The organism is Streptomyces coerulescens (genome assembly GCF_042657965.1).
Classification (GTDB): Bacteria; Actinomycetota; Actinomycetes; order Streptomycetales; family Streptomycetaceae; genus Streptomyces; species Streptomyces coerulescens.
Genome location: NZ_JBHSKM010000002.1, coordinates 768,695 through 794,598 on the forward strand (window position 1 = coordinate 768,695; position 25,904 = coordinate 794,598).

The window sequence follows — 25,904 nt, forward strand, 5'->3', positions numbered from 1 at the left end:
GGATGCGGCGACGAAGAGCGGACCGATCGAGTGAGCGGGCGGCCGGATCAGGCCGGGGCGGCGGGCCGTGGCCCGCTGGGGCGCCGGCGGCGCCACAGGATGTTCAGGCTGATGAGCAGCGCCCAGCCCGGCAGGACCAGTTCGGACCAGGGCACGTCGGATCCCACCACGAGCAGCGTCAGGCCCGCCAGATAGCCGAGGACGACGAGCGGGCGCGGCAGGACGCCGCGCCTGCGGCCGATGGTCGAGGTGGTGATGATGAACACCGCAGCCATCCGCATGGCGTACGTGGTCAGCAGGGCGTAGGCGAAGTCGCGGCCGAACGGGGAGCCCTGCTGTGCCTCGGCGAGCACGGTCCCGGCCGCCGCGGCGGCGCCGAACAGGGTCGCGACGAAGACCAGGCCGCTGCCCAGGAACACGGTGGAGACGAACCGGTCCTCGGCCTGGCCGGCCTGCTCGCGCAGGGCGCCCATGAACCACAGGAACGCGATCCCGGCGAACGGCAGCAGCTCCAGCGCGGTCCGCACGGCGTCGCGCTGTCCGGCGTCGAGGGACACGGAGCTGCCTTCGGCGCCGGCGGGCAGGGCGACGCGCACCAGGATGATCGCCACGGCCATCAGGACCGCGAACACCACTCCGGCCACCCCGGCGGCCCAGGGTGTCGCCAGGTGCTGTCGCTTCGACTCCATCGTCTCCCGCCTCCTGCCTGCTCCCCCTTCGTACAGACACCGGCGACCGCGGCCCGCACGCCACCGGGGTCACCCGGGAGGCAGAGCGGGGTGCGCCATCCAGGTCACGGCCATCCGCTGCGCGGGCGCTCGCCGTGGACCAGAATTGCGATCATGACTTCTCGGATACGCCATACGACGATCGACTCCGCCGACCCCTACCGGCTCGCCGGCTTCTGGTCCCAGGTGCTCGGTCTGCCCGTGCACGAGGACGGCAGGCCCGGGGGCGAGGACGCGCTGATCGAGGGCGCGGGCCTGCTGTTCATGGCCGTCCCCGAGCCCAAGACCGTCAAGAACCGGGTGCATCTGGACCTTCAGCCGGAGGACCGCAGCCGGGACGAGGAGGTCGAGCGGGTCCTCGCCCTCGGGGCGACGCTGGTCGACGACCGCCGCAACCCGGACGGCACGGGCTGGGCGGTCCTCGCCGACCCGGAGGGCAACGAGTTCTGCGTGGAGCGCAGTGCGCGGGAGCGGGCCGCCTGAGGAGCCCTCAGAACAACGCCCCGGCGCTCTCGAAGTCCAGCAGGCGCTGCTTGCGGTCCAGGCCGCCGCCGTATCCGGTGAGGCTGCCGTTCGCGCCGACGACACGGTGGCAGGGGACGATGATGCCGATCGGGTTCTTGCCGTTGGCGAGGCCGACCGCGCGGGAGGCGCCGGAGTTGCCGAGGGCGTCGGCGAGTTGGCCGTAGGAGCGGGTCTCGCCGTACGGGATCTGCCGCAGCTGTTCCCAGACGGTGCGCTGGAACGGCGTGCCGAGCAGGCGCAGTTCGAGGGTGAACTCCTTCAACTCGCCGGTGAAATAGGCCTCCAGCTGGTCCTCGGCCTCCGCGAAGGGTGACTCGTCGCGCCGGCCGAAGGTCTCCTCGGACGGGCGGTGGCGCTGGTCGGTCATGTAGAGGCCGCACAGGACGCCGTCGTCGGCGACGAGGGTGAGCGGGCCGTACGGGCTGTCGATGACGGTGTGCTGTTTCACTTGCTTTCCTTACACGGGGAGGAAGTTGATCGGGTGGCTGTCCGTCGCCCACAGGTACTGGACGGCGTACGCCCGCCAGGGCCGCCAGGCCGCCGCACGGGCGGTGAGGGCCGCCGGGGTGGACGGCAGGCCCAGCTCCCGGGCGGCGCGGCGGATGCCGAGGTCGGTGGGGAGGAAGGCGTCGGGGTCGCCGAGGGCGCGCATCGCGATGACGTCGACCGTCCAGGGGCCGAAGCCGGGCAGGGACAGGAGTCCGGCGCGGGTCTCCGGCCAGTCGCTGTCGGGGCCCAGGCGGATGTCGCCGTCGGCGAGCCGGCGGACCAGGGTGGTGAACGTCGTGCGGCGGGTGCGGGGCATCGCCAGTGACTCCGGGTCCACCGACGCGAGCGCCTCGGGGGCCGGGAAGAGGTGGGTGAGGCCGCCCTCGGGGTCGTCCACCGGCTCACCGTGGGCGGTGACCAGCCGGGCCGCGTGGGTGCGGGCGGCCGCCGTGGAGACCTGCTGGCCGAGCACGGCCCGGACGGCGAACTCGGCCTCGTCGACCGTGCGCGGCACCCGGCGGCCGGGCGCCTTGTCCACCAGGGGCGCGAGCAGCGGGTCGGTGCGCAGCTGGTCGTCGATGGCGACGGGATCGGCGTCCAGGTCGAGCATCCGCCGGCACCGGCTGATCGCCACGGTCAGATCGCGCAGGTCGCCGAGGGTGAGACGGCAGGCGATGTGGTCGGGCCCGGGGGTCAGGGTCACGATGCCGTGGCCGTACGGCAGCCGCAGCGTGCGCCGGTAGGAGCCGTCCCGCCATTCCTCGACGCCCGGTACGGCGGTCGCCGCGAGGTGCCCGAAGAGGTTGTCGGGGTTGAGGGGGGCGCGGAACGGAAGCCGCAGGGTCAGGGCGCCGGTGGTGCCGCCGGGGTTGCCGCGGGGCGCGCGGGCGCGCAGGTCGCTCGGCGAGAGGGCGAAGACCTCGCGGACGGTGTCGTTGAAGGTGCGGATGGAGGCGAATCCGGCCGCGAAGGCGACGTCCGCCATGGGCAGCGGTGTCGTCTCGATGAGGAGGCGGGCCGCCTGGGCGCGCTGGGCGCGGGCCAGGGCGAGCGGGCCGGCGCCGAGCTCGGCGAGGAGCTGGCGTTCGACCTGCCGGGTGCTGTAGCCGAGCCGGGCGGCGAGGCCGGGCACGCCCTCGCGGTCCACGACGCCGTCGGCGATGAGCCGCATCGCGCGGGCCACGAGGTCGGCCCGCTGGTTCCACTCGGGCGAGCCGGGGCTGGTGTCCGGGCGGCAGCGCTTGCAGGCCCGGAACCCGGCCTGCTGGCAGGCGGCCGCGCTCGGGAAGAACCGCATGTTCGCGGGCTTGGGCGGGACGACCGGGCAGCTGGGCCGGCAGTAGATCCCGGTCGTGACGACCGCGGTGAAGAACCATCCGTCGAAGCGGGCGTCCTTGGACTGAACGGCGCGCACACAGCGCTCCGTGTCGATGTGCATCCCCTTCTGCATAGGTCCAGCATCGACCACGGCGGCGGCGAGGGCTGGCGAGAATCCGACATGGACCTTGTCTGCGCTGCGAGCCGCCGGATCACCCCCATGGGGACCCGGCCTTGAAGCATGAATGACCATTCATGCTTTTAGGTGCGATGGGTAAGATACCCCTCATGGGTCATGGAGCCGTCACCGCCGCGCAGGACACCCCCGAGCGCGTGCGTCTGGACGCGGCCAATGTGGCGAAGGTGGCCACCACCCTCCAGGCCCTGTCCACCCCTTCCCGCCTGCTGATCCTGGCGCGGCTGCGCGAGGGGCCGCTCCCGGCCACGGAGTTGGCGGCCGAGGTGGGCATGGAGCAGTCGGCGTGCTCGCACCAGCTGCGGCTGCTGCGCAATCTGGGTCTGGTGGTGGGCGAGCGGCGCGGCCGGTCGGTGGTGTACGCGCTGCACGACCACCATGTCGCCGAACTGCTCGACCAGGCCGTCTACCACGTGGAGCATCTGCGCCTGGGCATCAGCGACACGGCCGAGTGAGCCGCCGCGTCACGAACCGCCGGGGCCGGGCGCGGGGCCCACACCCTGCAACTCCTGGATCTTGCCGCCCAGTTGAGGGCGGAGCTGTTCGAGCAGCTTCGGTTTGGCGCTGACCACCCAGCGGGTGCCGACGAGGTACTTGCCGCCGTAGACCGACGCCGAGTCCAGCCAGGTCAGCTTGAACTTCTCCTCGGGGAACGTGGTGATGAGGTAGTCGCCCCGTTTCGTGTGACAGACCCCCTCACGCAGTTCGTCCGCGTCGGTCCGGATCTTGACCTTGCAGCCGGTCAGGTCGGCGATCACCTCGACCTTCGCCGGTGCCACGACGCCCGCCACGGTCGCGGCGACGTTCGACGGGCTGCTCTGCGCGGAGGCCCCCTCGTCGTCACCGCCGCCGCACGCGGTGGCGGTGACGGTGAACAGAAGAACCAGGATCCCGGCCGCCGCGGCACGACGGGCATTTCGGCTGCCGCCTCCGCTTCCGCCGCTTCCTCGCTTGCTTCCTCGCTGTGACTGCACGAAAGGGATTACGGATCAAGGCGGGGAGCCGTTCACCGCACGGGTCACGCGGGCTCGGCCGGCAGCCAGCGGGTGACGTAGGCGAGCAGTCCGTCCGGCCCGGCGCCGCGCGCGACGTAGCCGAGATGGCCGTCGGGCCGTACGAGTCCCTGCGCGACGCCCGGCCAGGGGCCCCGGTCGCCGAGACGGTGCACGGTGATGAGGCCGGCCCGGCCGGCCAGGACCGGAGCGAGGCGCTCGTCCGGCCACAGGTGCGGCGGGCCCGTCAGGAGCAGATGCCAGCCGGGGGCGGCCACCTGGGCCTGCAGCCCGCCCGGCAGATCGGGCAGCCGATCCCCGGCCCGCGGGCCGCGGCGGGGTCGTGGGCCCGCGGTCGAGGCGGGGCTGCGGCGGTAGTGGATGCCGAGTTCGGAGACGGTACGGAAGACCCGGCGGCGGGGTGCCGTCGCATGTCTGGCCAGCGGGGCGAGGCGCGGCACGAGCCGGGAACGGGCGAAGCGCAGGACGGGGTTGGTGCTGGTGCCGATGACGAAGGCCCGGTCGGTGAACCGCCGTACGTCACGGCCGACCGGCGCCCGTTCGGCGTCGTAGGTGTCCAGCAGTTCCTCGGGCGCGGCGCCCCGGCACACGAGAGCGAGTTTCCAGCCCAGGTTGAGGGCGTCCTGGATGCCGGTGTTCATGCCCTGGGCGCCGGCCGGGCTGTGGATGTGGGCGGCGTCGCCTGCCAGGAAGAACGGGCCGGAGCGGTATCGGACGGCACCGCGGTTGTGCAGGCGGAAGTCGGTCATCCAGACCGGGTCCCGCAGGGCCAGCCCCCGGGCGCCGTAGCGTTCGGCGATCCCTTGCAACAGCGGCAGGGTCACCTTGGTGTCGGAGCTGTCAGGGGTGCCGGCCGGCCGCATCGCGAGCATGCGCCAGGGGGCCGGCGAGCCGAGCGGGAAGAAGAACAGCATCCCCCGGCCGGTCATGTACGAGTGCACGGCGCCCGGTTCCAGCCCGTCCACCTCCAGGTCGGCGAGCAGGTACGTCTGTGGATAGGCGTACCCCTCGAACCCGATGCCGGCCTGCGCGCGCACCGTGCTGTGGGCGCCGTCGCAGCCGACGACGTAACGGGCCGTCACGGTCTCCTCGCCGCCGTCGCGGCCGCGCAGCCGGGCGACGACGTGCGGCCCCTGCCGCTCCAGTCCGAGGACCTCGGTGCCGCGCTCGATCGTCACGCCCCGCGCGGCCAGATGCTCACCGAGCACGCTCTCCGTCTCGGTCTGCGCGAGGAACAGCAGGAACGGGTACGGGGTGTCGGTGGCCCCGATGTCGAAGAGCGGCACGGACACCGTGCGCCGGTTCAGATGCAGCCGCAGCCCCATCGCCGGGTTGCCCCGCGCCACGAGTTCCTCGCTCACCCCGAACCCGGCGAGCGCCTCCAGGGTGCGGGGCTGGATGCCGAGCGCCCGGGACTCCCGTACCCGGTCGAGGGACCGGTCGACGACACGGAACCGGGTTCCGTAGGAACGCAGTTGAGCGGCGAGCGCGAGCCCGGTGGGCCCGGCCCCCACGACCAGCACGTCCAGCGGTGGCGTCATGGGTCAACGGTAGACGGATCGACCGGACCGCCCTCCTCCGGGCCCCGGGACGGCACGTACTCTCGTCCGCATGGTGACGCATCGGATGGTTGACGTGAACGGCGTTCGGCTGCACATCGCCGAGCAGGGCGAGGGGCCGTTGGTGGTGCTCCTGCACGGCTTCCCCGAGTCATGGCACTCCTGGCATCACCAGTTCGGGCCGCTGGCCGAGGCGGGGTTCCGGGTGGTCGCTCCCGATCAGCGGGGGTACGGGCGCAGCGATCGTCCCGACGCCGTCGACGCGTACACCATCCTTCATCTGGTCGGTGACGTCGTCGGGCTCATCGGGGCCCTCGGCGAGAAGAAGGCCTACGTCGTCGGTCACGACTGGGGCGCGCCGGTCGCCTGGCACACCGCCCTGTTGCGGCCGGACCTGGTACGCGGGGTGGCCGGGCTGAGCGTGCCGCCGCCGCTGCGGGGTCCGCATCCGCCGCTGGCCTCGATGGAGGAGCGGTTCGGCGGCCGCTTCTACTGGAACTACATCGCCCGAGCGGGTGTCGCGGACGCCGAGTTCGCGAAGGACACCCGCACCACCCTGCGGAAGTTCTTCTACGCGGCCTCCGGCGACGCCCCTCACGCGGGCGGGCTGCAGCAGCCCCTGGTCGACCCCGAGCGCGGCTGGCTCGCGGACATGCCGGACCCCGAGGTCCTGCCGGACTGGTTCACCGAGGACGACCTCGACGCGCTGACCGAGAGCTTCTCCCAGGGCTTCACGGGCGCCCTCAACTGGTACCGCAACATGGACCGCAACTGGGAGCTGACCGCGCCCTGGCACAGCGCCGTCGTCACCGTGCCCGCCCTGTACCTCTACGGCGACCGCGACCTTGTCCCGGCGTTCCCCGGCACGCCCGAGTTCATCGAGCGCCTCCCCACGCTGATGCCCAACCTGTGGCGTCCGCCCGTCAGGTTGGCGGGCTGCGGCCACTGGACCCAGCAGGAACGGCCCGCCGAGGTGAACGAGGCGCTCGTCGACTTCCTCACCCGGAGCCCGTCCTAGCTGCATGGATGTGGGTGACGGTCACGGACGAAACCATGGAAACCGCCGGCCGGATCCGGCTTGTTGCCGAAACCGCAATTTTCCGTGCCGGTCCGTCGGCGGCCTGCCCAGACTGGACGTCCGTCGACGCTGGGAGACCTGATGAGCAGCACCACGCGCCGCAGCCGCCGCCGCGACACCCCGCCGCCCCGGACCGGTGGCGGCGAGAGCGAGGTGCTGCGCGGATTCCTCGACTACCTCCGCGTTTCGATCGCCGCGAAGGTCGACGGCGCGCCCGAGCCACAGGTCCGTACCGCCGCGGTGGCGTCGGGCACGAACCTGCTCGGGCTGCTCAACCATCTGACGTTCGTGGAGCGTTCGATCTTCCTCGGGGAGCACGTCCCCGACTGGAAGGCGACGTTCCGGGCCGCGCCGACCGACAGTGCGGCCGAGGTCGTGACCCGCTACCGCGACGCGGTCGCGCGGGCGAACGAGGTGCTCGACGACTGCTCCGATCTCGGCGCGCCACTTCCCCGGCCGAAGCCGGGCCGCCCCGCTCCCAGCGTCCGTTGGGCCCTCACCCACATGATCGAGGAGACCGGCCGGCACGCGGGCCACGCGGACATCCTCCGGGAGCTGATCGACGGCTCGACCGGCCGCTGACCCGTCAGATGCCGAACGGCGCGGCGTAGCGCACGGTTCCGGCGGGCAGCGGGTGGTCGGCGTCCAGGGTGAGGGCCATCAGCGCCTCGTCGGGTACGTCGATGGTCAGGCCGATGCCGTGAGCGGAGGCGCGGGTGAAGCCGAACCGGGGGTAGTAGGCCGGATGCCCCAGGACGACGACGTAGTGCTCGCCCATGTCCTGGGCCGCCGCGAGGGCGGCGCGGACGGCCGCGGAGCAGGCGCCGCTGTTCTGCTGCTCGGGCCGGACGGCACACGGCGCGAGGCACAGCGCCGGGACGTCGTCGATGTGGCACCGGGTCAGCAGTGCGTAGCCGACGGGGCGGCCGTCTTCGTCGGTGGAGACCAGGGACAGGCCCTCGATCCAGGAGGGGTCCTCGCGCAGCGCGTCGACGAGGTCGGCCTCCGCGGAGGTGTCGAAGGCCGCGAGGTTGATGTCACGGACGGCGGGGATGTCGGCGCTCGTCTCGGCGCGCGTGATCCAGTGGGGCATGAGAGGTGGAAGATCCGTTTCATGGTCGTGTTCCGGGTGGGTGCCCCGCGAGACGCTCAGGTCTGCTGGGCGAACGCCTCGTAGGCCCGGTCGTCGAAGAGGACGAACCGCACCTCCTCGACGGAGGTCGGTGTGTCCCGCACCGTCTCCGTAGCGATGCGCGCCGCATCGTCCATCGGCCACCGGTACACGCCGGTGGACACCGCCGGGAACGCGACGGTACGGGCGCCCAGCTCGTCGGCAACGCGCAGGGACTCCCGGTAGCAGGAGGCCAGCAGCGCCGAGCGGTCGTCGGAGGCCGACCAGACCGGGCCGACCGTGTGGATCACCCAGCGGGCGTCCAGTTCCCCGGCGGTCGTGGCGACCGCCTGCCCCGTGGGCAGACCCTTGCCGTAGTGCGAGGCGCGCAGCTCGCGGCATGCGGCGAGGATCGCGGGGCCGCCGCGGCGGTGGATGGCGCCGTCGACTCCTCCCCCGCCGAGGAGGGAGGAGTTCGCGGCGTTGACGATCGCGTCGACCGTCTCGCGTGTGATGTCGCCCTGCACGAGCCTGATGGTGGTCATGACTGCCTCTATAGCAGGGCAGTACCGCCACCGCAGGTTCAGCGCCAGGCGACCGGCAGCGAGCGCACCCCGTGCACCGTGCTGGTGGACAGGGCGAGCGAGTCGGGCGGGGCCGTCAGGTGCAGCGTCGGGAGCCTGCGGAACAGGGTTGCCAGGCCCAGGCGGAGTTCGGCGCGGGCCAGCGACTGGCCCAGGCACTGGTGCGGGCCGTGCCCGAAGGCCAGGTGGCCCGCCGCGTCACGGTGCACGTCGAGGTCGTCGGGGCGGGCGTACCTCGACGGGTCGCGGTTTGCGGACTGCGACGCCACCACCACGCCCTCCCCCGCCCGGATGCGGACCCCGGACAGCTCCACGTCCTGCGTGGCGATCCGGCGTATCCCCGAGTGGATGACGGTCAGATGGCGCAGCAGCTCCTCCACCGCCCCGGGCCACAGGGATGCGTCGGCGCGCAGCGCGTCCAGTTGGGCCGGGTTGTGCAGCAGGGCGATCACGGCCAGCGGGACCATGTTCGCCGTGGTCTCGTGACCGGCCAGGAGGAGCAGGGAGACCATGCCGGTGGCCTCGTCGAGCGTGACCTCGCCGGTCGCCACGCGCTCCACGGCCAACCGGGAGATCAGGTCGTCGGCGGGGTCCTGCGCCCGTCGTTCGATCAGGGCGCGCAGATAGCCGTAGAGCGCCATGCGGGCGTTCATCGCCTCGGCCGGGTCACCGGCCACGCTGGTCAGGGCGTTGGACTTCTCGCGGAAGAATCCGTGGTCCTCGTACGGCACACCGAGCAGGTCGCAGATGGCCAGGGTGGGCAGCGGCAGCGCGTACGACGCCACCAGGTCCGCTTCCGTCGCGCCGCCCGCCGTCATCGCGTCCAGCAGGTCGTCGCAGATCCGCTGGATGGCGCCCTCCATCTGCTCGATGCGCCGGAAGGTGAAGTCGGGGATCAGCATGCGGCGCAGCCGGGTGTGGTCCGGCGGGTCCATCTGGTGGAAGAGTCCGGGGGCCTGGGGCGGGGCGCCGGGGCGGGTGTGGGGGAAGTCGGGGTGACCCGCGTCAGCGCTGAAGCGGGGGTCCGCGAGGACCGTGCGGGCGTCCTCGTGACCGGTGATCAGCCAGGGGCTGTTGTCGCCCCAGATCGTCACCCGGCGGATCGGCTCCTCGGACTGCCACTTGGCGTACTCGGGGGCCGGGTCCAGCAGGGGGCGGATGGTGGGGAGGGGCGGGTGGATCGTCATTCCCCGGCTCCTTCGACGGGCAGGCCGGCGAGGCCGAGCAGCAGGGACTTGACCTCGGTGGCCGCGTACGCCTCCCGCGCCCGCTCCGGCCGCGAGCACAGCAGTACGGGGCCGTCGGCGGGGTCGGCGGGCAGCCGGCCGTGGCTGCCGCGCACGCCGGACGGGTCCAGCGGGACTGTCTTCAGGCGGTAGCGGAAGCCGAGCTTCTTGCGGGCGACCTGGCCGACGGCGCGTAGCTTCACCGCGGGAACGGTGTCGTCGTAGAGCAGCTCGGCGGGGTCGTAGCCGGGTTTGCGGTGGATCTCGACCTGGCGGGCGAAGTCGGGGGCGCGGTCGTCGTCGAGCCAGTAGTAGTACGTGAACCAGGCGTCGGGGTCGGCGAGGGCGACGAGTTCGCCGGAGCGCTCGTGATCCAGGCCGTGTGCCGCCTTGCCCTCGGCGTCCAGCACCCGCTCCACGCCACCGAGTTCACCGACGAGCTTCGCGACCCCCTCGATGTCGGCCGGGTCTCGGACGTACACATGGGCGACCTGGTGGTCGGCGACCGCGAAGGCACGCGACGTCCATGGGTCGAGGTACTCCATGCCGTCCTGCGTGTACACCTCCAGCAGTCCGGCCCGGCGCAGGGCCCGGTTGATGTCGACGGGGCGGGAGGCGGGCGTGATGCCGTACTCGCTCAGCGCCACGACGGTCGCGCCCTCGCGCAGGAGGTGGTCGATGAGCGGGCGCAGGGCGTCGTCGAGTTGGCGGGCGGCGCGGATCGTCGCGGCGGAGTCGGGGCCGGAGCGCTGGGGCTCGTAGTCCATCTGCGGGAGGTAGACGAGTGTGAGGTCGGGGCGTTTCTCGTCGAAGACCTGGCGGGCGGCGCCGAGGATCCACTGGGTGGAGGGCATGCCCGCGTTCGGGCCCCAGTAGGTGAACAGGGGGAACGGGCCGAGCCGGTCGGTGAGTTCGTCGTGCAGGGCGGGCGGCCAGGTGTAGCAGTCGGGTTCCTTGCGGCCGTCGGAGTAGTAGACGGGGCGCGGGGTGACCGTCCAGTCGACGTCGGCTCCCATCGCGTACCACCAGCAGATGTTGGCGACCTTGTAGTCGGGGTCGGCCCTGCGGGCCGTCTCCCAGATCTTCTCGCCGCCGACCAGGGCGTTGTGCTGGCGCCAGAGCATGACTTCGCCGAGGTCGCGGAAGTACCAGCCGTTGGCCACCGCGCCATGGGTGGCGGGGGGTTCGCCGGTGAGAAGGGTGGACTGGACGGTGCAGGTCACGGCGGGGAGCACGGTGTCGAGCCGGGCCCGGAAGCCGCGTTCGCCGAGGGCGGCGACGGACGGCATGTGCTTCAGGAGCTTCGGGGTCAGGCCGACGATGTCGAGTACGACCACACGGTTCATGAGAGGTCCTCCTTGAGGCCGAGGCCGGTGAGCCGGTCGCGGGCCCAGGCGAGTTCGGCGGCGATGCCGCCGGGCAGGTCGGCGGGCGGTTCGGGCAGGACGGACCAGGTGTAGGTCTCGACCTCGATGTGCGCGCAGTCGGCCGAGGGGCCGCCCAGCAGTCCGGCGAGGACCTGGTCGAGCTGGGCGGAGGTCGTACGCAGCGGGGGTTCGGGGCGGGTGTGCAGCGGGGCGTGGAAGTGGACGCGCCAGGGCCCGCCGGTGTCGGGGAGGCCGCCGTCCAGGGCGTCCGGCAGGTCGTCCACGCCGAGGACGTCGCCGTCGGCCGTCGTACGGGTCTGGTGCAGGAACCGGGGTTCGGCGAGCCGGTGCAGGGCGGCACGGGCGGCCGGGTCGGCCGGGCGGACGGCCTCCACGGCGCAGGACGCCTGGAGTTTGACCACGGGCTGGCCGGCCTCCGCGAGGCGGCGCAGCGCGGCGGCCGGGTCCTCGAACTGGACGGCGAGATGGCAGGCGTCGAGGCAGACGCCGAGCCGGTCGGGGTCGAGTCCGCCCAGTTCGCGCACCGCCTGGGTGGTGGTCTCGACGACGCATCCGGGTTCCGGTTCGAAGCCGACGCGGATACGGCGGCCCGTCCACGACTCCAGCGCGGCGAGCCCGGTGGTCAGCCGGTCCAGGGCGCGGCGGGCCTCCTCGGCGCAGGCGCGGGACCATGGGGTGCGCCAGGCGAGGGGCAAGGTGGAGACGCTGCCGTGGCCGACGTCGTCCGGGAGGAGGGCGGCGAGGACACGGGCACAGTCGAGCGTGTACTTCAGCCGGGCCTCGTCGGCCCAGTCGGGCAGGTACACGTCCTTCTTGACGACCTCGCGGTGGAAGCCGGCGTAGGGGAAGGCGTTGAGGGTGACGGTCTCCAGGCCGCGCGCCCGCAGCTCGCACTTGAGCCGCTCCAACGCGCCTTCGTCGTCGGCGAGTTCGGTGACGACGCCGCGGGCCAGCCACAGTCCGATGCCGAGCCGCCCTGCCCCGAGCCGCTCACGGACGGGTTCGGCGTGGGAGGCGAGCTGGGCGATCACACCGTCCAGGTCCTCCGCCTGGTGGACGTTGCTGCAGTAGCCGAGGTGGACGGTGCTGCCGTCCGGGTGCAGAAAGCGCATCGGGTGCTCACGCTCCCCCGCGGCGTATGGAGTTGCCCTGGAAGGTGGCCGCCTCGTCGGGCTTGGGCTCCTGGAGCTCCAGCCGCCCGCTCCGGCCGTAGAAGGCGACGGGGTTGCGCCACAGCACCTTGTCGACGTCGTCCTCGTCGAACCCGGCGGCGAGCATGGCGTCGGCGGTGCTCCGCGTCTTCAGTGGATCGGAACGCCCCCAGTCGGCGGCCGAGTTGACGAGAACCCGGTCCGTGCCGTGCTCCTTGAGGATCTCGACCATCCGGTCCTCGCTCATCTTCGTCCTCGGGTAGATCGAGAACCCGGCCCAGCAGCCGCTGTCGAGGACCATGCCGACGGTGAGTTCGTTGAGGTGGTCGAGGACGACGAGCTCGGGGGCGATGCCCGACTCCCGTACGACGTCCAGGGTGCGGCGTGTCCCGGCGGCCTTGTCGCGGTGCGGGGTGTGCACGAGGGCGGGCAGTTCGTGCGCGACGGCGAGCCGGAGCTGACGGGCGAGCGCCTCGTCCTCCTCGGGCGTCATCGAGTCGTAGCCGATCTCACCGACGGCGACGACCCGGTCCTTGGCGAGATAGCGGTCCAGTTCGTCGAGGACCGGGAGGCAACGGGGGTCGTTCGCCTCCTTGGGGTTGAGGGCGATGGTGCAGAAGTGCTGGATGCCGAACTGGGCGGCGCGGTGCGGCTCCCAGCCCAGCAGTCCGTCGAAGTAGTCGTAGAAGCTCTCCGGCGAGGTGCGGGGCTGTCCCAGCCAGAACGCGGGCTCGACGACGGCACGCACCCCGGCCGCGTACATCGCCTCGTAGTCGTCGGTCGTCCGGGAGGTCATGTGGATATGGGGATCGAAGATGCGCACGGTCAGTCCTCTTCCTTGAGTACGTCCATGAGTGCGGCGCCGATGACGTCCGGGAAGGCACGCACGACGGGCCGGATGTCCCGGGGAACGTCCCGTCCCGCGACGATCCGCTCGTGCGCGAGGTCGGCGAGCATCCGGGCCAGTTCGCGGTCGGCGCGAGTGTCGAGGCCGCTGACGCGGGCGAGCGGGATCTCGCAGAACACGCACTTCAGTACGGCCTGGCGGTACTCGGCGTCCGGGAGGTGCGCGGCCGCGTACGGGCCGAGGGCGGCCTCGATCAGGGTGGTGTCGTTGCCGCGCAGGGCCTCGCGCACCAGCGGCAGGGCGAGGTCGCCCAGGTCGAGCAGCGGCAGGGTCCGAAGGACCGCACGTCGTTCGGCCGGATCGCCATGCCGGTGGAGGCGGGTGACCTCGTCGGCGAGGGCCCGGTCGCGCAGGGGCAGCGAGGTGAGCAGGACGGCCCGGGCGGCCTCGTCGACGGTCCAGTACCCGGTGAGGCGACCGTGTCCGCAGCGCCGACGGACGGCCGGGAACAGACGCCGTACGGCGGCGGGTTCGACGGCGACCTCGGCGGCGACCTCGTCGAGCCAGCTACGGGCGGCGGGGCCCAGGACCGCGGCCAGGGCGGGCCGGGGGTCCGCCGGAGCCGAGCCGGAGGCGGTCGTGACATCCATGGGGGGGCAACTTCCGAAGTGGTGGGGGGAAGGAAGGACGGGGCCGGCCAGGACCGGAGCCGGGCCCGGGCGGGGGCCGGGCGGGGGCTACAGCTCCGCGGCGGCGCGTTCTGCCGTGCGCAGGAACTCGATCGAGCGGCGGGCGACCTCGGGCGCGTCGAGCGAACCGCCCTGGATCTCCACGGAGACCAGGCCGCGATGGCCGAGTTCGCGCAGCGCGGTGAGCACGGCCGGGAAGTCGATCTCGCCGGCGCCGAACTCCAGATGCTGATGGACCCCGCGCCGCATGTCCTCGATCTGCACGTTGCGCAAGCGCGGCGCGGCCCGGCGCACACAGTCCAGCAGCGGGTGCTCCTCGACGCAGTGCGCGTGCCCGATGTCCAGGGTGATCCCGAACAACGCGTGCCCGCCGACGAGTTGCCCCAGCCGCAGACAGCGTTCGACGGTGTCGACGAACATGTACGGCTCCGGCTCGAAGGCCAGCGCCACCCCGTACTTCTCGGCGCTCTCCAGCACCACCTCGACGCCTTCCGCGAGCCGCTTGAAGGCGTCCTGCTCCTCCAGCCCCTCGGGTGCCGGGCCGCTGCACAGATGGACGGTGGGCGAGCCGAGGTCGGCGGCGATGCGCAGGGCGCGCCGCAACAGGTCGATCCTGACCTCGGAGCCCTCCGACATCAGCGTGGGCAGATGCTTGTTCCAGCGGTCGAGGAAGTAGGGCGCGCCGGTCTCCACGGTCACATCCAGCCCGTGCCGGCCCAGCTGCCGGGCGAGCGCGGCGACCCGGCGGGGCAGGTCGTCGGCGTACGGGTCGAGATGGTTGTGGTCCAGGGTGAGCGCGACACCGTCATAGCCGAGGTCGGCCAGGACGGCGAGGACGTCGGCCAGCCGGTGATGGGTGAAGCCGTTGGTGCCGTAGCCGAACTTGAGGGGCGTGGGGGGAGGTCTCATGGTGCCGGTTCCTCACACGGAGGTGGGTGGGTCTCAGGTGGGGGATATGCGCCGGGCCAGGCGCCGCGCGAGGGGATGGACGACGCCGAGCGCCGCGGCGACACCCGGGGCCCCGCCCCGCGCGGTCAACGCCGCCTGAAGAGGCATCAGCCCCAGGATCCCGGCCCCGACGGCGCGCCGCACGTTGCCGGCCGACGGCTCCCGCACGGCACGCGCCTGGGCGGTTCCGTAGCTGCCGAGATAGGCGAGGGCAGCGGTGGCGGTCAGCACGGCACGGCACTTCTCCGAGCGGGCGGCCACGGCAACGCCCTTCAGGGGCGCGGGGAACAGCGCGACCAGCCCCCGCGCACCCGCGGACGGCATTCGGCTCTGCGCGGCACTTCGGGCTGCCGGAACGGTGACGGCAACCGCCGTCACCGCCGACACGGCCAGGGTCCCCGCCGGAACCCGGACCGGCGCACCGCCGACCTCGTACCGGCTGAGAGCCATCAACGTGCCCGTGTGCGCACCGACCAACGCCGCCGGTACGGCGGCCCGGCGAAGCGCGACGCCGACCGGCGCCGCACCGGCCCCCGGCACGACCGCCCCGGCCAGCACATCCACGATCCGGGCCCCCGCCATGGCGAAGCCACCCGCCGCCGTGGACTTCAGCTTCAGGTCGTACGCCCAGACCAGCCCGGCCAGCGGAAGCGCGGCGCAGACACTGCGGCGGCCACCCGCGACCGCCGCGAGACCCAGCCCCGCCGCGGTCAGCCCACCGGCCACGGCGAGAGCGGCGCGGCGCGGGACGCGCCCGGACGGCACCGGCCGATCGGGCCGCTCCACGGCGTCGACGGCCGCGTCGGCGTAGTCGTTGAGGGCCATGCCGGCCCAGTAGAGGCAGACGGAGGAACCGATCACTCCGAAGGTACGGGCACCCAGCGGCCGTCCGGCGGCGGCCGCTCCCGCGATCACGTCACCGGGGACACTCAGCGCGGCCGGCGCTCTGACGAGCAGGGCGAGGTCGGCGAGGCGCACGGCAGACCGGGACCGACAGCGGGCAACCGCTTTCCGATCTTTCATGGCCGCACCCTACTCGCGGCCGTTGAGTATGCAGCTACCTACCCCCCGGTAGGCGGAGTGACAAAGAAGACACGGCTTTCCCTTATCCCGAAGCCTCAACTGCCGGTAAAGGTAAGTCGTTTGGGCAGCGTCACGGCTCCTGGCGCAACCGCCGCCACACCGCCTTGGCCGCGTTGTGCCCCGACATGCCGTGCACTCCCGGTCCGGGCGGCGTCGCGGACGAGCAGATGAAGACCGCCGGGTGCGGGGTGGTGTAGGGGAACAGCGACAACTTGGGACGGAGCAGGAGCTGGAGTCCGGAGGCGGCGCCGGAGCCGATGTCGCCGCCGACGTAATTGGCGTTGCGGACGGCGAGTTCGGCCGGGCCGGCCGTCGCCCGGGCGAGGACGCGGTCGCGGAAACCCGGGGCGAAGCGCTCCAGTTGGCGTTCGATGGCGTCCGTGAGGTCTCCGGTCCAGGCGTTCGGGACATGTCCGTACACCCAGAAGACGTGCTTGCCCTCGGGGGCCCGGGAGGGGTCGACGACACTGGGCTGCACCGTGATCATGAAGGGCTTGTCGGGTGCCCGGCCCTCCCTCGACGCGGCGCGCAGTGCGGCGTCGATCTCCGCGCTGTCCCCGCCGATCTGCACGGTGCCGGCGCGGCGGGCGTCCGGTGCGGTCCACGGCACCGGGCCGTCCAGCGCGTAGTCGATCTTGAAAACGCCGGGGCCGTAGCGATAGCCGTCGTAGTAGTTGCCGAGGCCGGCGATGCGGGCGAGCGCGGTGGGCGAGGTGTCGAAGACGTACGCGCGCGCGGGCGGCAGGTCGTCGAGCCGCTTGACCGTGTAGTCGGTGTGGACGCTGCCGCCGAGGTCCTCCAGATACGCGGTGAGCGCGTCGGAGATGGCCTGGGAGCCGCCTCGGGCCAGCGGCCAGCCGCGGGCGTGCGCGGCGAGGGCGAAGACCAGGCCGATGGCGCCGGTGGCGAAGCCGCCGAGGGGAGCCATGACGTGCGCGACGAGACCGGAGAACAGGGTCTTGGCCTGCTCGTCCCGGAAGCGCCGCATCAGCCAGGTGGACGGCGGCAGCCCGACCAGGCCGAACCGGGCGAGCGTGACCGGGTCGCGGGGCAGCGCGGTCAGCGGCAGGGACATGAAGTCGCGGGCCAGGGTGTCCCACTTGGCCAGGAACGGTTCGACCAGCCTGCGGTACGGCCCCGCGTCGCGCGGGCCGAAGGAGGCCGCGGTCTCGGCGACGGACCGGGACAGGACGGCGGCGGTGCCGTCGGTGAAGGGGTGCGCCATCGGCAGGCCGGGGTGCAGCCACTGAAGGCCGTAGCGGTCCAGGGGCATGGTCCGGAAGACGGGTGAGTTGATGCCGAGGGGGTGCGCGGCGGAGCACGGGTCGTGCCGGAAGCCGGGGAGGGTCAGCTCCTCCGTACGGGCGCCGCCGCCGACGGTGTCGCGGGCCTCGAACACGGCCACGGAGAAGCCGCGGCGGGCCAGCTCCACGGCAGCGGTCAGTCCGTTCGGCCCCGCACCCACCACGACCGCATCGAGCATCGACGGCACCTTCGGACTCCTTCGTCAGCCGACGGCCTTGAAGGATCAGGATATGCCGGGGCGCTGGAGCGTCGCCCAAGAGCTCGGGTCTGTCGGTCCGATCGCGACCGCGGACGGGTGGGGGTCTGTCGCGCCCACGCGGCGGAGCCGCATATCGACAGAGCCCCGCGCCCCTGGGTGGGCGCGGCCCAGATCAGTCGTTACGCCCCGCCGGCCAGCAACCCCGCCACCCGCCGAGCCGTGGCCGTGTCCCGGGCCGCCGTGAACGGCAGGGCATTGCCGCCCGTGATGCGGAACGGCTCGCCCGCGCGGGTCAGGTGTGCCCCGCCCGCCTCCTCGACCAGGAGAATGCCCGCCGCATGGTCCCAGGCGGCCTCCCAGCTGAACGCTGTCGCGGACAACTCGCCGCGCGCGACGGCCAGATACTCCAGGCCCGCCGAACCGCAGGAGCGCGGTGCGACGCCGTCGGTCCACAGGCCGAGCAGCCCACGCTTCTGCTCCTGCGTCGTGTAGTCCGGGTGGGACGTGGCGATTTCGAGGTCACGGCCGGGCTCCGGCGCGCCGGACCACAGCCGTACGCCGTCCAGATGGGCACCCTGGCCTCGCACCGCCGTGGCGAGTCGGTCGAGAGCCGGGGCGTAGGTCCAGGAGGCGAGCACGACGCCGTGCTGCGCGAGTGCGACGAGCGTGCAGAAGCCGGTGTCGCCGTTCACGAACTGGCGGGTGCCGTCGACGGGGTCGATGATCCAGACCGGCGCGTCGCCGCGTATCGCCCCGTACGACGCCGGGTCGGCGTGCACCGCCTCCTCGCCGACCACGACCGAGCCGGGCAGGAGCGCGCTGAGCGCCCCGGTGAGGAACCGCTCGGCGAGCCGGTCGGCGTCGGTGACCAGATCGTGCGGTCCGCTCTTCTGGTCGACCTCGTGCTCGGCGAGCTGCTGGAAGCGGGGCATGATCTCGGCCGCGGCCGCCTTGCGGACCGCTTCCTCCACGTCGGCCGAGTGCTGTGCGAGAAACTCTTCGATGGTTTCGTTTTCTTCGATCACGCGTCAATAAGAACACGGCCCGCTGACAATCCCCGCCCGCCGGGTGACCGCGAGATGGCATCGACGTGAATATGAGGGGCGGGTATCAGCAGGTCAGAAGCCTGAGCCGGCGTTTTTCTCAGCGCCCCACGGCGTAGCCCTGCATTCCCCGCGGATTCGCCGCGGCGGACAGGACGCCGGTCTCCGGGTCCCGCGCCACCGCGCACAGCCGGCCCTCCGACCAGGCGTCACCGACGGTCACCTCATGACCGCGCCGCCGTAGCTCCGCCACCACCGCGGGATCCGTCCGGGACTCCACGGTGACGCTGCCCGGCCGCATCCCGCGCGGATAGAAGGAGCCGGGGAAGCTGTCGTTGTGCCAGTTCGGGGCGTCGATCGCGCCCTGGAGGTCGAGGCCGCCGCGGACCCGGCCGCGCAGGGCGACCGCGAGGAGGAAGTGCAGCTGCCACTGGTCCTGCTGGTCCCCGCCGGGCGTGCCGAAAGCCATGACGGGCACCCCGTCGCGCAGGGCGACGGAGGGCGTGAGGGTGGTGCGGGGCCGCCGGCCCGGCGTCAGGGAGTTCGGCAGTCCCTCCTCCAGCCAGGTCATCTGTAGCCGGGTGCCGAGCGGGAAGCCCAGTTCGGGCACGACCGGGTTGGACTGGAGCCAGCCTCCGCTGGGGGTCGCCGCGATCATGTTGCCCCAGCGGTCGACGATGTCGAGGTGGCAGGTGTCGCCGCGGGTCCCGCCGTCGGCGGCGACGTCGGGCTCGCCCGGCACCGGGGACGTCGGGCGCTTGGCGACGGTCGGCTCCCCGATGCCCAGCACGTCGAAGCCGGGCTCCGCGTCGGCCACCACGCCCGCGTGCGCGCACAGGCGCGGGGTGCGTCCGCCGGGGCTGCCGGGCCGTAGCTCGTGGGAGGCCTTCTCGCCGACGAGCTCCCGCCGGGCGGCGTTGTACTCGTCCGACAGCAGCTCGGCCAGTGGCACCTCGGCCGCGTCGCCGTACCAGGCCTCCCGGTCGGCCATGGCCAGCTTGCAGCCCTCGATCAGCAGATGGACGTACTCGGCGGAGCCGTACCGCGGCAGCTCGGGCGGGAGCAGCGCGAGCTGCTGGAGGAGGACGGGGCCCTGACTCCAGGGGCCGGCCTTGCACACGGTCCAGCCGTTCCAGTCGTACGTCACGGGCGTCTCGTAGGTCGCGGACCAGCCGGTGAGGTCGGCGGCCGTGAGCGTGCCGGAGTGCCGCTCGCCGCTGGTGTCCATGGTCGGGCGCCCGGCCTGCCGTACCAGGGCCTCGGCGATGAAGCCGGAGCGCCACACCTCGCGGGCGGCCTCGATCTGCGCGACCCGGTCGCCGGCCCCCGAGACCTCGTCGAGCAGCCGCTTCCAGGTGGCGGCGAGGGCGGGATTGCGCAACAGCTCCCCGGGGCGGGGCGCCCTGCCGTCCGGCAGATACACCTCGGCCGACGACATCCATTCGGTCTCGAACAGTTCCCGCACGGTCTCCACGGTCTCGCCGACCCGTTCCACCGGCGCGTGCCCGTGTTCGGCGTATCCGATGGCGTACCGGAGCACCTCCGCGAGGGACCGGGTCCCGTGGTCCCGCAGCAGCAGCATCCAGGCGTCGAAGGCGCCGGGCACGGCGGCGGCCAGCGGCCCGGTCCCCGGCACCAGCTGGAGTCCGAGTTCCCGGTAGTGCGCGACGGTCGCCCCGGCCGGCGCCGGCCCCTGTCCGCACAGCACCCGCACCTCGCCGCCGGCCGGGGCGACGATGATCGGCACCTCTCCGGCCGGTCCGTTGAGGTGCGGCTCGACCACGTGCAGCACGAACGCGCCCGCCACGGCGGCGTCGTACGCGTTGCCCCCGCCCTCCAGCACGGCCATCGCGGACTGCGAGGCGAGCCAGTGGGTGGAGGACACCATGCCGAAGGTGCCCTGGAGGGTGGGACGTGTGGTGAACATCGGGTCTCTCACCTCGCTGTCGCGCGGATCGGTCCGTCCGATCTTCAGGCACTTACCGTTCAGGCTTCAACCTTGCCGTGTCTCGGGCCGCCCGGGGTGGGGTGAAGGTGTAGAGGGCGAGCACGTCGGGGCAGGGTGCGACGCCGGGGCCGCCGGCCCTGACCCAGGTGATGATGTCCTCGGTGGCGTCGGGGTCGTTGACGAGGCCGAGCCAGACGGGGCGGGCGCCGGACGCGCGGGCGGTGGCGGAGGGCTGGACGACGATGACGTTGGCGTGTTCGCACACGTCGAGGCAGTCGGAGACGCGCACGGGCACGTTCTCGGCGAGGCGCGCGGTCTGCTGCGCGTGATCGACGCCGGTCACCTTCGGGGTGCCGCAGCAGCAGTCCCGGCAGACGACGACACGGCACGGTGCGGGTTCGGTCGGCGCGGACGCCGATGAGGTGCGGGACGCGGGGCGGGACGGGAGCACGGGCATGCCTCGGGTGTCGGGGCTCGTACGCGGAGCCTGGCCTGTGGACGTCCGCGCCGCCGCGGCGGCGCGGAGGTGCCAGCAGGTCTTCGGACTCGGGTTCGTCCGGTCGGGGCGCCTTCCCGGTCTCCCAGTGGCTTCGCGTGCCCCGCCCGTCCCCCTCACCGCTGCGCGTCAGTTCCGGATTCGCACCGGATTCCCTGGCCTCGGATGTGGCTCGACTGGCCCGTCGAGGCTATCAACTCCGTACCCCGCTCAGGTCGTCTCGATCGCCGAGTCCCTCTGCGAGGAGTTCAAGGAGCCCCTCTACGCCCCTCCCCGCTGCTCCAGCGCATGGTCGAGGCGGGGTTGCAGGGCCGCAAGAGCGGCCGAGGGTTCCACACGTACGGCCGGGTAGGCTGATCCGTGCAGCTGGTTCGCCCCGTCCGCCAGGCGGGGTGTCGTAAGAGGGAACCCGGTGGGAATCCGGGACTGCCCCGCAGCGGTGAGCGGGAACGACCGCCGTCATCAGCACTGAGCCCGACGTACCGGGCCTGGGAAGCGACGGCCAGTAGGTGTCCTCACGAGGTGAGGACGTGCCCGCGAGTCCGAAGACCTGCCAACTGCCCGTGCGCGAACCACTCGTGCGCGGACATCCCGGTGACCTCGAGGGCGGGTCGGCGTACCTGACCGAGCGGACGGCCCTGCGGCCGCTGCCGTCCGGTCCGTCGCCCCTTCGCGCTCTCGTCCCGTCGCCGGGATCTCAGGGATTCATCTCGCGAAGGAGATCTCCGTGACCACCAAGCCCGCAGCCGCGGCAGCACGGGCCACCGTGTACGGCTACCCCCGCCAGGGCCCGGACCGGGAACTGAAGAAGGCGATCGAGGGCTACTGGAAGGGCCGTGTCACCGCCGAAGCCCTCCGTACCACCGCCGCCGGACTGCGCCGCGTCAACTGGCGCCGGCTCGCCGACGCCGGCATCCACGAGGTGCCGACCGGCGACTTCTCGTACTACGACCACGTCCTGGACACCACCGTCGCCGTCGGTGCGATCCCCGAGCGGCATCGCGTCGCCGTCGAGACCGACGCCCTGGACGGCTACTTCGCCATGGCCCGCGGCACGCAGGACGTCGCGCCGCTGGAGATGACGAAGTGGTTCGACACCAACTACCACTATCTCGTGCCCGAGTTGGGCCCGGACACCGTCTTCACGGCGGACTCCACCAAGCAGGTCGCCGAGCTGAAGGAGGCCCTGGCACTGGGCCTGGCCGCCCGGCCGGTCCTGGTCGGCCCGGTCACCTACCTGCTGCTCGCCAAGCCGGCGCCCGGGGCCGCCGCGGACTTCGAACCGCTCACCCTGCTGGACCGGCTGCTGCCGGTGTACGCGCGGATCCTGGCCGACCTGCGCGCGGCGGGCGCCGAATGGGTCCAGCTGGACGAGCCGGCTCTCGTCCAGGACCGCAGCCCGGCCGAACTGAACGCCGCCGGGCGCGCCTACCGTGACCTCGGCGACCGCACCGACCGGCCGAGGCTGCTGGTCGCCTCGTACTTCGACCGGCTCGGCGAGGCGCTGCCCGTGCTGGCCAAGGCGCCGGTCGAGGGGCTGGCGCTGGACTTCACCGAGGCCGCGGGCGCCAACCTCCAGGCGCTCGCCTCGGTGGGCGGGCTGCCCGGGAAGCGGCTGGTGGCCGGTGTCGTCAACGGCCGCAACGTCTGGGTCAACGACCTGTCGGCGTCGCTCGCCACGCTCGGCACCCTGCTGGGCCTCGCGGACCGGGTCGACGTCGCGGCCTCCTGCTCCCTGCTGCACGTGCCGCTGGACGCGGCGGCGGAGCGGGACATCGAACCGCAGATCCTGCGCTGGCTTGCCTTCGCCCGGCAGAAGACCGCCGAGGTGGTCACGCTCGCCAAGGGCCTGTCCCGGGGCACCGGCGCGATCACCGCCGAACTCGCCGCCAACCGGGCCGACCTGGCCTCCCGGGCCGGCTCGCCGATCACCCGGGACGCGGCCGTGCGGTCCCGTGCGGCGGCCGTCACCGCGGCGGACGCCCGCCGCTCGCAGCCGTACGCCGAGCGGGCCGCGGCCCAACGCGCCCATCTCAGGCTGCCGTTGCTGCCGACCACCACGATCGGCTCGTTCCCGCAGACCGGCGAGCTGCGCACGGCGCGCGCCGACCTGCGGGCCGGCCGGATCGGCACGGCCGCCTACGAGCAGCGCGTCAGGGCCGAGATCCAGGAGGTCGTCGCCTTCCAGGAGAAGACCGGCATCGACGTCCTGGTGCACGGCGAGCCCGAACGCAACGACATGGTCCAGTACTTCGCCGAGCAGCTCACCGGCTGTCTCGCCACGCAGCACGGCTGGGTGCAGTCCTACGGCACCCGCTACGTCCGCCCGCCGATCCTGGCCGGCGACATCTCCCGGCCCGAGCCGATGACGGTGCGCTGGACGGCGTACGCCCAGTCCCTGACCTCCCGCCCGGTCAAGGGCATGCTCACCGGGCCGGTCACGATGCTCGCCTGGTCCTTCGTCCGCGACGACCAGCCGCTCGGCGAGACCGCCCGGCAGGTCGCGCTGGCCCTGCGCGACGAGGTGAACGACCTGGAGGCGGGCGGCACTTCCGTCATCCAGGTCGACGAACCCGCGCTGCGGGAGACCCTGCCGCTGCGCGCCGCGGACCGCGACGGGTATCTCGCCTGGGCCACGGAGGCGTTCCGGCTCACCACCGGCGGGGTCCGGCCGGACACCCAGATCCACACCCATATGTGCTACGCCGAGTTCGGCGACATCGTCCAGGCCATCGACGACCTCGACGCGGACGTCATCAGCCTGGAGGCCGCGCGCTCGCACATGCAGGTCGCCCGCGAGCTCGCCGCGCACGGCTATCCGCGCGAGGCCGGGCCGGGTGTCTACGACATCCACTCGCCGCGGGTGCCGAGCGCGCGGGAGGCCGCCGAACTGCTGCGCACCGGTCTGCGGGCGATCCCCGCCGAGCGGCTGTGGGTCAACCCCGACTGCGGTCTGAAGACCCGCGGCTGGCCGGAGACCCGGGCCTCGCTGGAGAACCTGGTGGCGGCGGCCCGTACGGTACGGAGCGAGCTGTCCGCGTCCTGACCCGTCCGACCGGACCAGGGCCCTCACCGCTCGGGCGGTGGGGGCCCGCCCAGGGCAGCCGGAGCACGGCATGACCCCGGCAGGAGGAGCGACCGCGTGACCAGCCGCGTCACCTTCATCTCACCCGCGATGAACGCGGCACTGCGCCGGGCCCGCTTCGACGACGGCCGGACCCCGCTCGACGCCACCGGCACGGCGCACGCCCGCGCGGCCGCCGGGACCCTGCCCACGGCCGCCCGGGTGCTCACCTCGCCCGTCCTGCGCTGCCGGGAGACGGCCGAGGCGCTCGGTCTGCGCGGCCCGGCGGTACCGGAGCTCGCGGGGCCGGACATGGACCGCTGGCGGGGCCGCACGCTCGACGAGGTGAGCGCCGCCGAGCCGGAGTCGGTGGGCCGCTGGCGCACCGACCCGGAGTGCGCGCCGCACGGGGGTGAATCGGTACGGGAGTTCTGCGACCGGGTCGCCGGGTGGCTGGCGGCCGCGCGGGACCTGGACGGCCGTACGCTCGCCGTGGTCGAGCCCGAGGTCGTCCGCGCGGCCGTGGTGCACGCGCTCGGCATGCCCGCGGCCGCCTTCTGGCGTCTCGATGTGGCCCCGCTGACGGCGACGGAGCTCAGTGGACGGACCGGGCGCTGGAACCTGCGGCTGGGGCGGCCCCTTGCCGGGCCGGACGCCGACTAGCGAGGGCTCCCGGGCGTCAGGACGCCGTGTCGCGGTGGCGGCGCAGCAGGTCCGCGACGGCACAGCGCAGACAGCCCGGGTCGGTGTCCGTCTGCGTCATGGCATCGCCTGCGCACGCCCTGTCCGGGTGGGCGCGGCAGCGTTCCGGCGGCTCCGCGACCAGTGTCTCCAGGGCCCGCAACAGCTGCTCGGTCCGTCTGGCCTGCTGGCCGAGTACACGCACCCGGGCGCTCTGGCCGCCGATCTGCCGTCGGCTGGCGATGAGTTGCTCGTACTCCTCCACGGTGAGTGCCACCGCCTCGCGGCCGCCGAGCGTGATGCGGCGCGGCTGTGGATGTCTGGCCACTCGACTCCTCCGCTCCCCGCCGGAAGGACCGGCGGGTGATCGGCCGTTGTCCCTGCCCTGTCTGTCCGATCGATTCGGTGCCCGAGGAACGCGAAAGGGCCCCCGGATGGTTCCGCGGGCCCTCGCGCGTGAGCGTTTCCCGGTCAGCCGGTCGCGGCCACCGCCGAGGCCGGTGCCGTGGTGGCCGGCCTGGGGTTCAGCAGTCGCTCGGCCAGCTCGCCGAAGACGAGCCCGAAGCCCGTCCACAGCGTGACCTGCATGGCCAGCGCGGACAGCCGGAACCGCCACAGGACGGTGGCCGGGAAGTCCGCGGGGACCTCGTTGACGGCCGGTAGGAACGCGTACGCCAGACCGATGACCAGGGCGAACGCGGCCACTGCGGCGACGGTGGCGTACCAGGTGCCCAGTCTCGGAGCGAGGCGCTTGCCCAGGATGGTCGCGGCCACCGCGAGCAGGACGCCGAGCACCATCATCAGGAAGTACAGGGTGGTCCGCCTGCCGATGGTGTCGGGGTCGCCGACGGCGGGCGGGTTGGCCGGGTACTTCAGGAACGGCACGACATAGACGGCGAGCAGCGCGCAGCCGGACAGCAGCAGCGCGGTGGCCCGCGGGGTGAAGCGGCCGAGTCGGCCGAGGGCGAAGCAGTAGGCGAGAGCGGCGATGCCGCCGAAGGAGACGCCGTAGATCAGGACACCGGTGGCGAGGCCGGCGGTGGACTGGAGGCTGCGGGAGACGAGTTCGACCTCGTGCTCGTGCCCGGCGGCGTGGGCCTCCTCGAAGCCGATCGCCTTGTCGACGCTCGGCTCACCGAGGACGTACGCCACGATCAGCGCGAGGACGCCCGCGGCGAGGCCGGCGAGCATGCCCCGCACGAGCAGGTTTCTCACGGTTGCGGAGTTCATGAGGGT

26 protein-coding genes and 2 riboswitches are annotated in these 25,904 nt (G+C 72.9%); of the genes, 6 read left to right on the forward strand and 20 right to left on the reverse strand.

What is annotated here, in order from left to right; all coding sequences use genetic code 11:
• Positions 1–47: 47 nt before the first annotated feature.
• Positions 48–689 carry a hypothetical protein gene (locus ACFPQ9_RS04930; protein WP_380847050.1) on the reverse strand — a complete coding sequence of 214 codons (642 nt, stop codon included), beginning with the start codon at positions 687–689 and terminating at the stop codon, positions 48–50.
• Positions 690–842: 153 nt separating this feature from the next.
• Between ACFPQ9_RS04930 and ACFPQ9_RS04935 the strand changes: the two genes are divergently transcribed.
• Positions 843–1,211, forward strand: a complete 369-nt coding sequence (locus ACFPQ9_RS04935; RefSeq protein ID WP_380847053.1) for a VOC family protein — start codon at positions 843–845, stop codon at positions 1,209–1,211.
• A 7-nt stretch (positions 1,212–1,218) separates the two neighbouring features.
• On the opposite strand, the gene ACFPQ9_RS04940 is transcribed toward ACFPQ9_RS04935, so the two are convergent.
• Positions 1,219–1,701, reverse strand: coding sequence for a methylated-DNA--[protein]-cysteine S-methyltransferase (locus ACFPQ9_RS04940; protein WP_380847056.1), 483 nt, complete (start codon positions 1,699–1,701; stop codon positions 1,219–1,221).
• Positions 1,702–1,710: 9 nt separating this feature from the next.
• A complete protein-coding gene (locus ACFPQ9_RS04945) occupies positions 1,711–3,180 on the reverse strand; it encodes an AlkA N-terminal domain-containing protein (RefSeq protein ID WP_380847058.1) in 1,470 nt (489 codons plus the stop codon).
• Between the two features lie 167 nt (positions 3,181–3,347).
• On the opposite strand from ACFPQ9_RS04945, the gene ACFPQ9_RS04950 reads away from it, so the two are divergent.
• Entirely contained in the window at positions 3,348–3,710 is a 363-nt protein-coding gene (locus ACFPQ9_RS04950; RefSeq protein ID WP_380847061.1) for an ArsR/SmtB family transcription factor, read from the forward strand.
• A 9-nt stretch (positions 3,711–3,719) separates the two neighbouring features.
• Here the strand turns inward: ACFPQ9_RS04950 and ACFPQ9_RS04955 are convergent, their stop codons facing one another.
• A complete protein-coding gene (locus ACFPQ9_RS04955; RefSeq protein ID WP_380847064.1) occupies positions 3,720–4,229 on the reverse strand; it encodes a hypothetical protein in 510 nt (169 codons plus the stop codon).
• A 44-nt stretch (positions 4,230–4,273) separates the two neighbouring features.
• Positions 4,274–5,809, reverse strand: a complete 1,536-nt coding sequence (locus ACFPQ9_RS04960) for an FAD-dependent monooxygenase (protein WP_380847067.1) — start codon at positions 5,807–5,809, stop codon at positions 4,274–4,276.
• 70 nt (positions 5,810–5,879) lie between these two features.
• Between ACFPQ9_RS04960 and ACFPQ9_RS04965 the strand changes: the two genes are divergently transcribed.
• Complete coding sequence (locus ACFPQ9_RS04965; RefSeq protein WP_380847070.1) at positions 5,880–6,845, forward strand: alpha/beta fold hydrolase; 966 nt, start codon at positions 5,880–5,882, stop codon at positions 6,843–6,845.
• 141 nt (positions 6,846–6,986) lie between these two features.
• Positions 6,987–7,487, forward strand: coding sequence for a DinB family protein (locus ACFPQ9_RS04970; protein ID WP_380847073.1), 501 nt, complete (start codon positions 6,987–6,989; stop codon positions 7,485–7,487).
• A gap of 4 nt (positions 7,488–7,491) precedes the next feature.
• Here the strand turns inward: ACFPQ9_RS04970 and ACFPQ9_RS04975 are convergent, their stop codons facing one another.
• The 13 genes from ACFPQ9_RS04975 to ACFPQ9_RS05035 all read right to left on the reverse strand — a co-directional run bounded on the left by ACFPQ9_RS04975 (position 7,492) and on the right by ACFPQ9_RS05035 (position 20,884).
• Complete coding sequence (locus ACFPQ9_RS04975) at positions 7,492–7,998, reverse strand: GNAT family N-acetyltransferase (RefSeq protein ID WP_380847076.1); 507 nt, start codon at positions 7,996–7,998, stop codon at positions 7,492–7,494.
• Positions 7,999–8,054: 56 nt separating this feature from the next.
• Positions 8,055–8,561 carry an O-acetyl-ADP-ribose deacetylase gene (locus ACFPQ9_RS04980; RefSeq protein WP_380847079.1) on the reverse strand — a complete coding sequence of 169 codons (507 nt, stop codon included), beginning with the start codon at positions 8,559–8,561 and terminating at the stop codon, positions 8,055–8,057.
• A 38-nt stretch (positions 8,562–8,599) separates the two neighbouring features.
• Positions 8,600–9,787, reverse strand: a complete 1,188-nt coding sequence (locus tag ACFPQ9_RS04985; protein ID WP_380847082.1) for a cytochrome P450 — start codon at positions 9,785–9,787, stop codon at positions 8,600–8,602.
• The gene (locus ACFPQ9_RS04990; RefSeq protein ID WP_380847085.1) at positions 9,784–11,172 is read right to left on the reverse strand and encodes an alkaline phosphatase family protein; all 1,389 of its coding nucleotides are present in this window, start codon (positions 11,170–11,172) and stop codon (positions 9,784–9,786) included. The genes ACFPQ9_RS04985 and ACFPQ9_RS04990 overlap by 4 nt, the downstream gene beginning before the upstream one ends.
• Positions 11,169–12,326 (reverse strand): metabolite traffic protein EboE, encoded by a 1,158-nt coding sequence (eboE, locus tag ACFPQ9_RS04995; protein WP_380847088.1) that lies wholly within the window; start codon positions 12,324–12,326, stop codon positions 11,169–11,171. Before eboE ends, ACFPQ9_RS04990 begins: the two co-directional genes overlap by 4 nt.
• A gap of 7 nt (positions 12,327–12,333) precedes the next feature.
• Positions 12,334–13,188: a TatD family hydrolase gene (locus tag ACFPQ9_RS05000; RefSeq protein ID WP_380847091.1), complete on the reverse strand. Its 855-nt coding sequence runs from the start codon at positions 13,186–13,188 to the stop codon at positions 12,334–12,336.
• Positions 13,189–13,190: 2 nt separating this feature from the next.
• The gene (locus ACFPQ9_RS05005; protein WP_380847094.1) at positions 13,191–13,862 is read right to left on the reverse strand and encodes an EboA domain-containing protein; all 672 of its coding nucleotides are present in this window, start codon (positions 13,860–13,862) and stop codon (positions 13,191–13,193) included.
• A gap of 87 nt (positions 13,863–13,949) precedes the next feature.
• Positions 13,950–14,810 carry a sugar phosphate isomerase/epimerase family protein gene (locus ACFPQ9_RS05010; RefSeq protein WP_380847097.1) on the reverse strand — a complete coding sequence of 287 codons (861 nt, stop codon included), beginning with the start codon at positions 14,808–14,810 and terminating at the stop codon, positions 13,950–13,952.
• Between the two features lie 33 nt (positions 14,811–14,843).
• Positions 14,844–15,827: an SCO3242 family prenyltransferase gene (locus ACFPQ9_RS05015; protein WP_380847100.1), complete on the reverse strand. Its 984-nt coding sequence runs from the start codon at positions 15,825–15,827 to the stop codon at positions 14,844–14,846.
• 175 nt (positions 15,828–16,002) lie between these two features.
• Entirely contained in the window at positions 16,003–17,415 is a 1,413-nt protein-coding gene (locus ACFPQ9_RS05020; protein WP_380847103.1) for a phytoene desaturase family protein, read from the reverse strand.
• A gap of 200 nt (positions 17,416–17,615) precedes the next feature.
• On the reverse strand, positions 17,616–18,461 hold the full coding sequence (locus ACFPQ9_RS05025; RefSeq protein WP_380847106.1) for an inositol monophosphatase family protein: 846 nt from the start codon (positions 18,459–18,461) through the stop codon (positions 17,616–17,618).
• 118 nt (positions 18,462–18,579) lie between these two features.
• Entirely contained in the window at positions 18,580–20,406 is a 1,827-nt protein-coding gene (locus tag ACFPQ9_RS05030) for a gamma-glutamyltransferase family protein (RefSeq protein ID WP_380847109.1), read from the reverse strand.
• Positions 20,407–20,458: 52 nt separating this feature from the next.
• Positions 20,459–20,884: a (2Fe-2S) ferredoxin domain-containing protein gene (locus ACFPQ9_RS05035; protein ID WP_380847112.1), complete on the reverse strand. Its 426-nt coding sequence runs from the start codon at positions 20,882–20,884 to the stop codon at positions 20,459–20,461.
• Between the two features lie 57 nt (positions 20,885–20,941).
• Positions 20,942–21,119: riboswitch (cobalamin riboswitch) on the reverse strand.
• Positions 21,120–21,273: 154 nt separating this feature from the next.
• Positions 21,274–21,495: riboswitch (cobalamin riboswitch) on the forward strand.
• A 155-nt stretch (positions 21,496–21,650) separates the two neighbouring features.
• Here ACFPQ9_RS05035 and metE point away from each other — a divergent pair.
• Together metE and ACFPQ9_RS05045 are read left to right on the forward strand one after the other, a co-directional pair.
• A complete protein-coding gene (metE, locus tag ACFPQ9_RS05040; RefSeq protein WP_380847115.1) occupies positions 21,651–23,969 on the forward strand; it encodes a 5-methyltetrahydropteroyltriglutamate--homocysteine S-methyltransferase in 2,319 nt (772 codons plus the stop codon).
• Between the two features lie 96 nt (positions 23,970–24,065).
• Entirely contained in the window at positions 24,066–24,650 is a 585-nt protein-coding gene (locus tag ACFPQ9_RS05045; protein ID WP_380847118.1) for a histidine phosphatase family protein, read from the forward strand.
• Positions 24,651–24,666: 16 nt separating this feature from the next.
• On the opposite strand, the gene ACFPQ9_RS05050 is transcribed toward ACFPQ9_RS05045, so the two are convergent.
• A complete protein-coding gene (locus tag ACFPQ9_RS05050) occupies positions 24,667–24,996 on the reverse strand; it encodes a hypothetical protein (protein ID WP_380847121.1) in 330 nt (109 codons plus the stop codon).
• A gap of 143 nt (positions 24,997–25,139) precedes the next feature.
• The gene (locus ACFPQ9_RS05055; RefSeq protein ID WP_380847124.1) at positions 25,140–25,898 is read right to left on the reverse strand and encodes a CbtA family protein; all 759 of its coding nucleotides are present in this window, start codon (positions 25,896–25,898) and stop codon (positions 25,140–25,142) included.
• Between the last annotated feature and the right edge of the window lie 6 nt (positions 25,899–25,904).

Excerpts from the sequence above, each read along its gene's own strand:
- eboE (WP_380847088.1), bottom strand. The coding sequence starts at position 12,326 with ATGCGCTTTCTGCACCCGGACGGCAGCACCGTCCACCTCGGCTACTGC.
- ACFPQ9_RS04985 (WP_380847082.1), bottom strand. The coding sequence starts at position 9,787 with ATGACGATCCACCCGCCCCTCCCCACCATCCGCCCCCTGCTGGACCCG.
- ACFPQ9_RS04960 (WP_380847067.1), bottom strand. The coding sequence starts at position 5,809 with ATGACGCCACCGCTGGACGTGCTGGTCGTGGGGGCCGGGCCCACCGGG.
- ACFPQ9_RS05055 (WP_380847124.1), bottom strand. The coding sequence starts at position 25,898 with ATGAACTCCGCAACCGTGAGAAACCTGCTCGTGCGGGGCATGCTCGCC.
- ACFPQ9_RS04935 (WP_380847053.1), top strand. The coding sequence starts at position 843 with ATGACTTCTCGGATACGCCATACGACGATCGACTCCGCCGACCCCTAC.
- ACFPQ9_RS05005 (WP_380847094.1), bottom strand. The coding sequence starts at position 13,862 with ATGGATGTCACGACCGCCTCCGGCTCGGCTCCGGCGGACCCCCGGCCC.
- ACFPQ9_RS05020 (WP_380847103.1), bottom strand. The coding sequence starts at position 17,415 with ATGCTCGATGCGGTCGTGGTGGGTGCGGGGCCGAACGGACTGACCGCT.
- ACFPQ9_RS04990 (WP_380847085.1), bottom strand. The coding sequence starts at position 11,172 with ATGAACCGTGTGGTCGTACTCGACATCGTCGGCCTGACCCCGAAGCTC.
- ACFPQ9_RS04950 (WP_380847061.1), top strand. The coding sequence starts at position 3,348 with ATGGGTCATGGAGCCGTCACCGCCGCGCAGGACACCCCCGAGCGCGTG.
- ACFPQ9_RS04945 (WP_380847058.1), bottom strand. The coding sequence starts at position 3,180 with ATGCACATCGACACGGAGCGCTGTGTGCGCGCCGTTCAGTCCAAGGAC.
- ACFPQ9_RS04980 (WP_380847079.1), bottom strand. The coding sequence starts at position 8,561 with ATGACCACCATCAGGCTCGTGCAGGGCGACATCACACGCGAGACGGTC.
- ACFPQ9_RS05010 (WP_380847097.1), bottom strand. The coding sequence starts at position 14,810 with ATGAGACCTCCCCCCACGCCCCTCAAGTTCGGCTACGGCACCAACGGC.
- ACFPQ9_RS04930 (WP_380847050.1), bottom strand. The coding sequence starts at position 689 with ATGGAGTCGAAGCGACAGCACCTGGCGACACCCTGGGCCGCCGGGGTG.
- ACFPQ9_RS04975 (WP_380847076.1), bottom strand. The coding sequence starts at position 7,998 with ATGCCCCACTGGATCACGCGCGCCGAGACGAGCGCCGACATCCCCGCC.
- ACFPQ9_RS04965 (WP_380847070.1), top strand. The coding sequence starts at position 5,880 with ATGGTGACGCATCGGATGGTTGACGTGAACGGCGTTCGGCTGCACATC.
- ACFPQ9_RS05035 (WP_380847112.1), bottom strand. The coding sequence starts at position 20,884 with ATGCCCGTGCTCCCGTCCCGCCCCGCGTCCCGCACCTCATCGGCGTCC.
- ACFPQ9_RS04970 (WP_380847073.1), top strand. The coding sequence starts at position 6,987 with ATGAGCAGCACCACGCGCCGCAGCCGCCGCCGCGACACCCCGCCGCCC.
- ACFPQ9_RS05030 (WP_380847109.1), bottom strand. The coding sequence starts at position 20,406 with ATGTTCACCACACGTCCCACCCTCCAGGGCACCTTCGGCATGGTGTCC.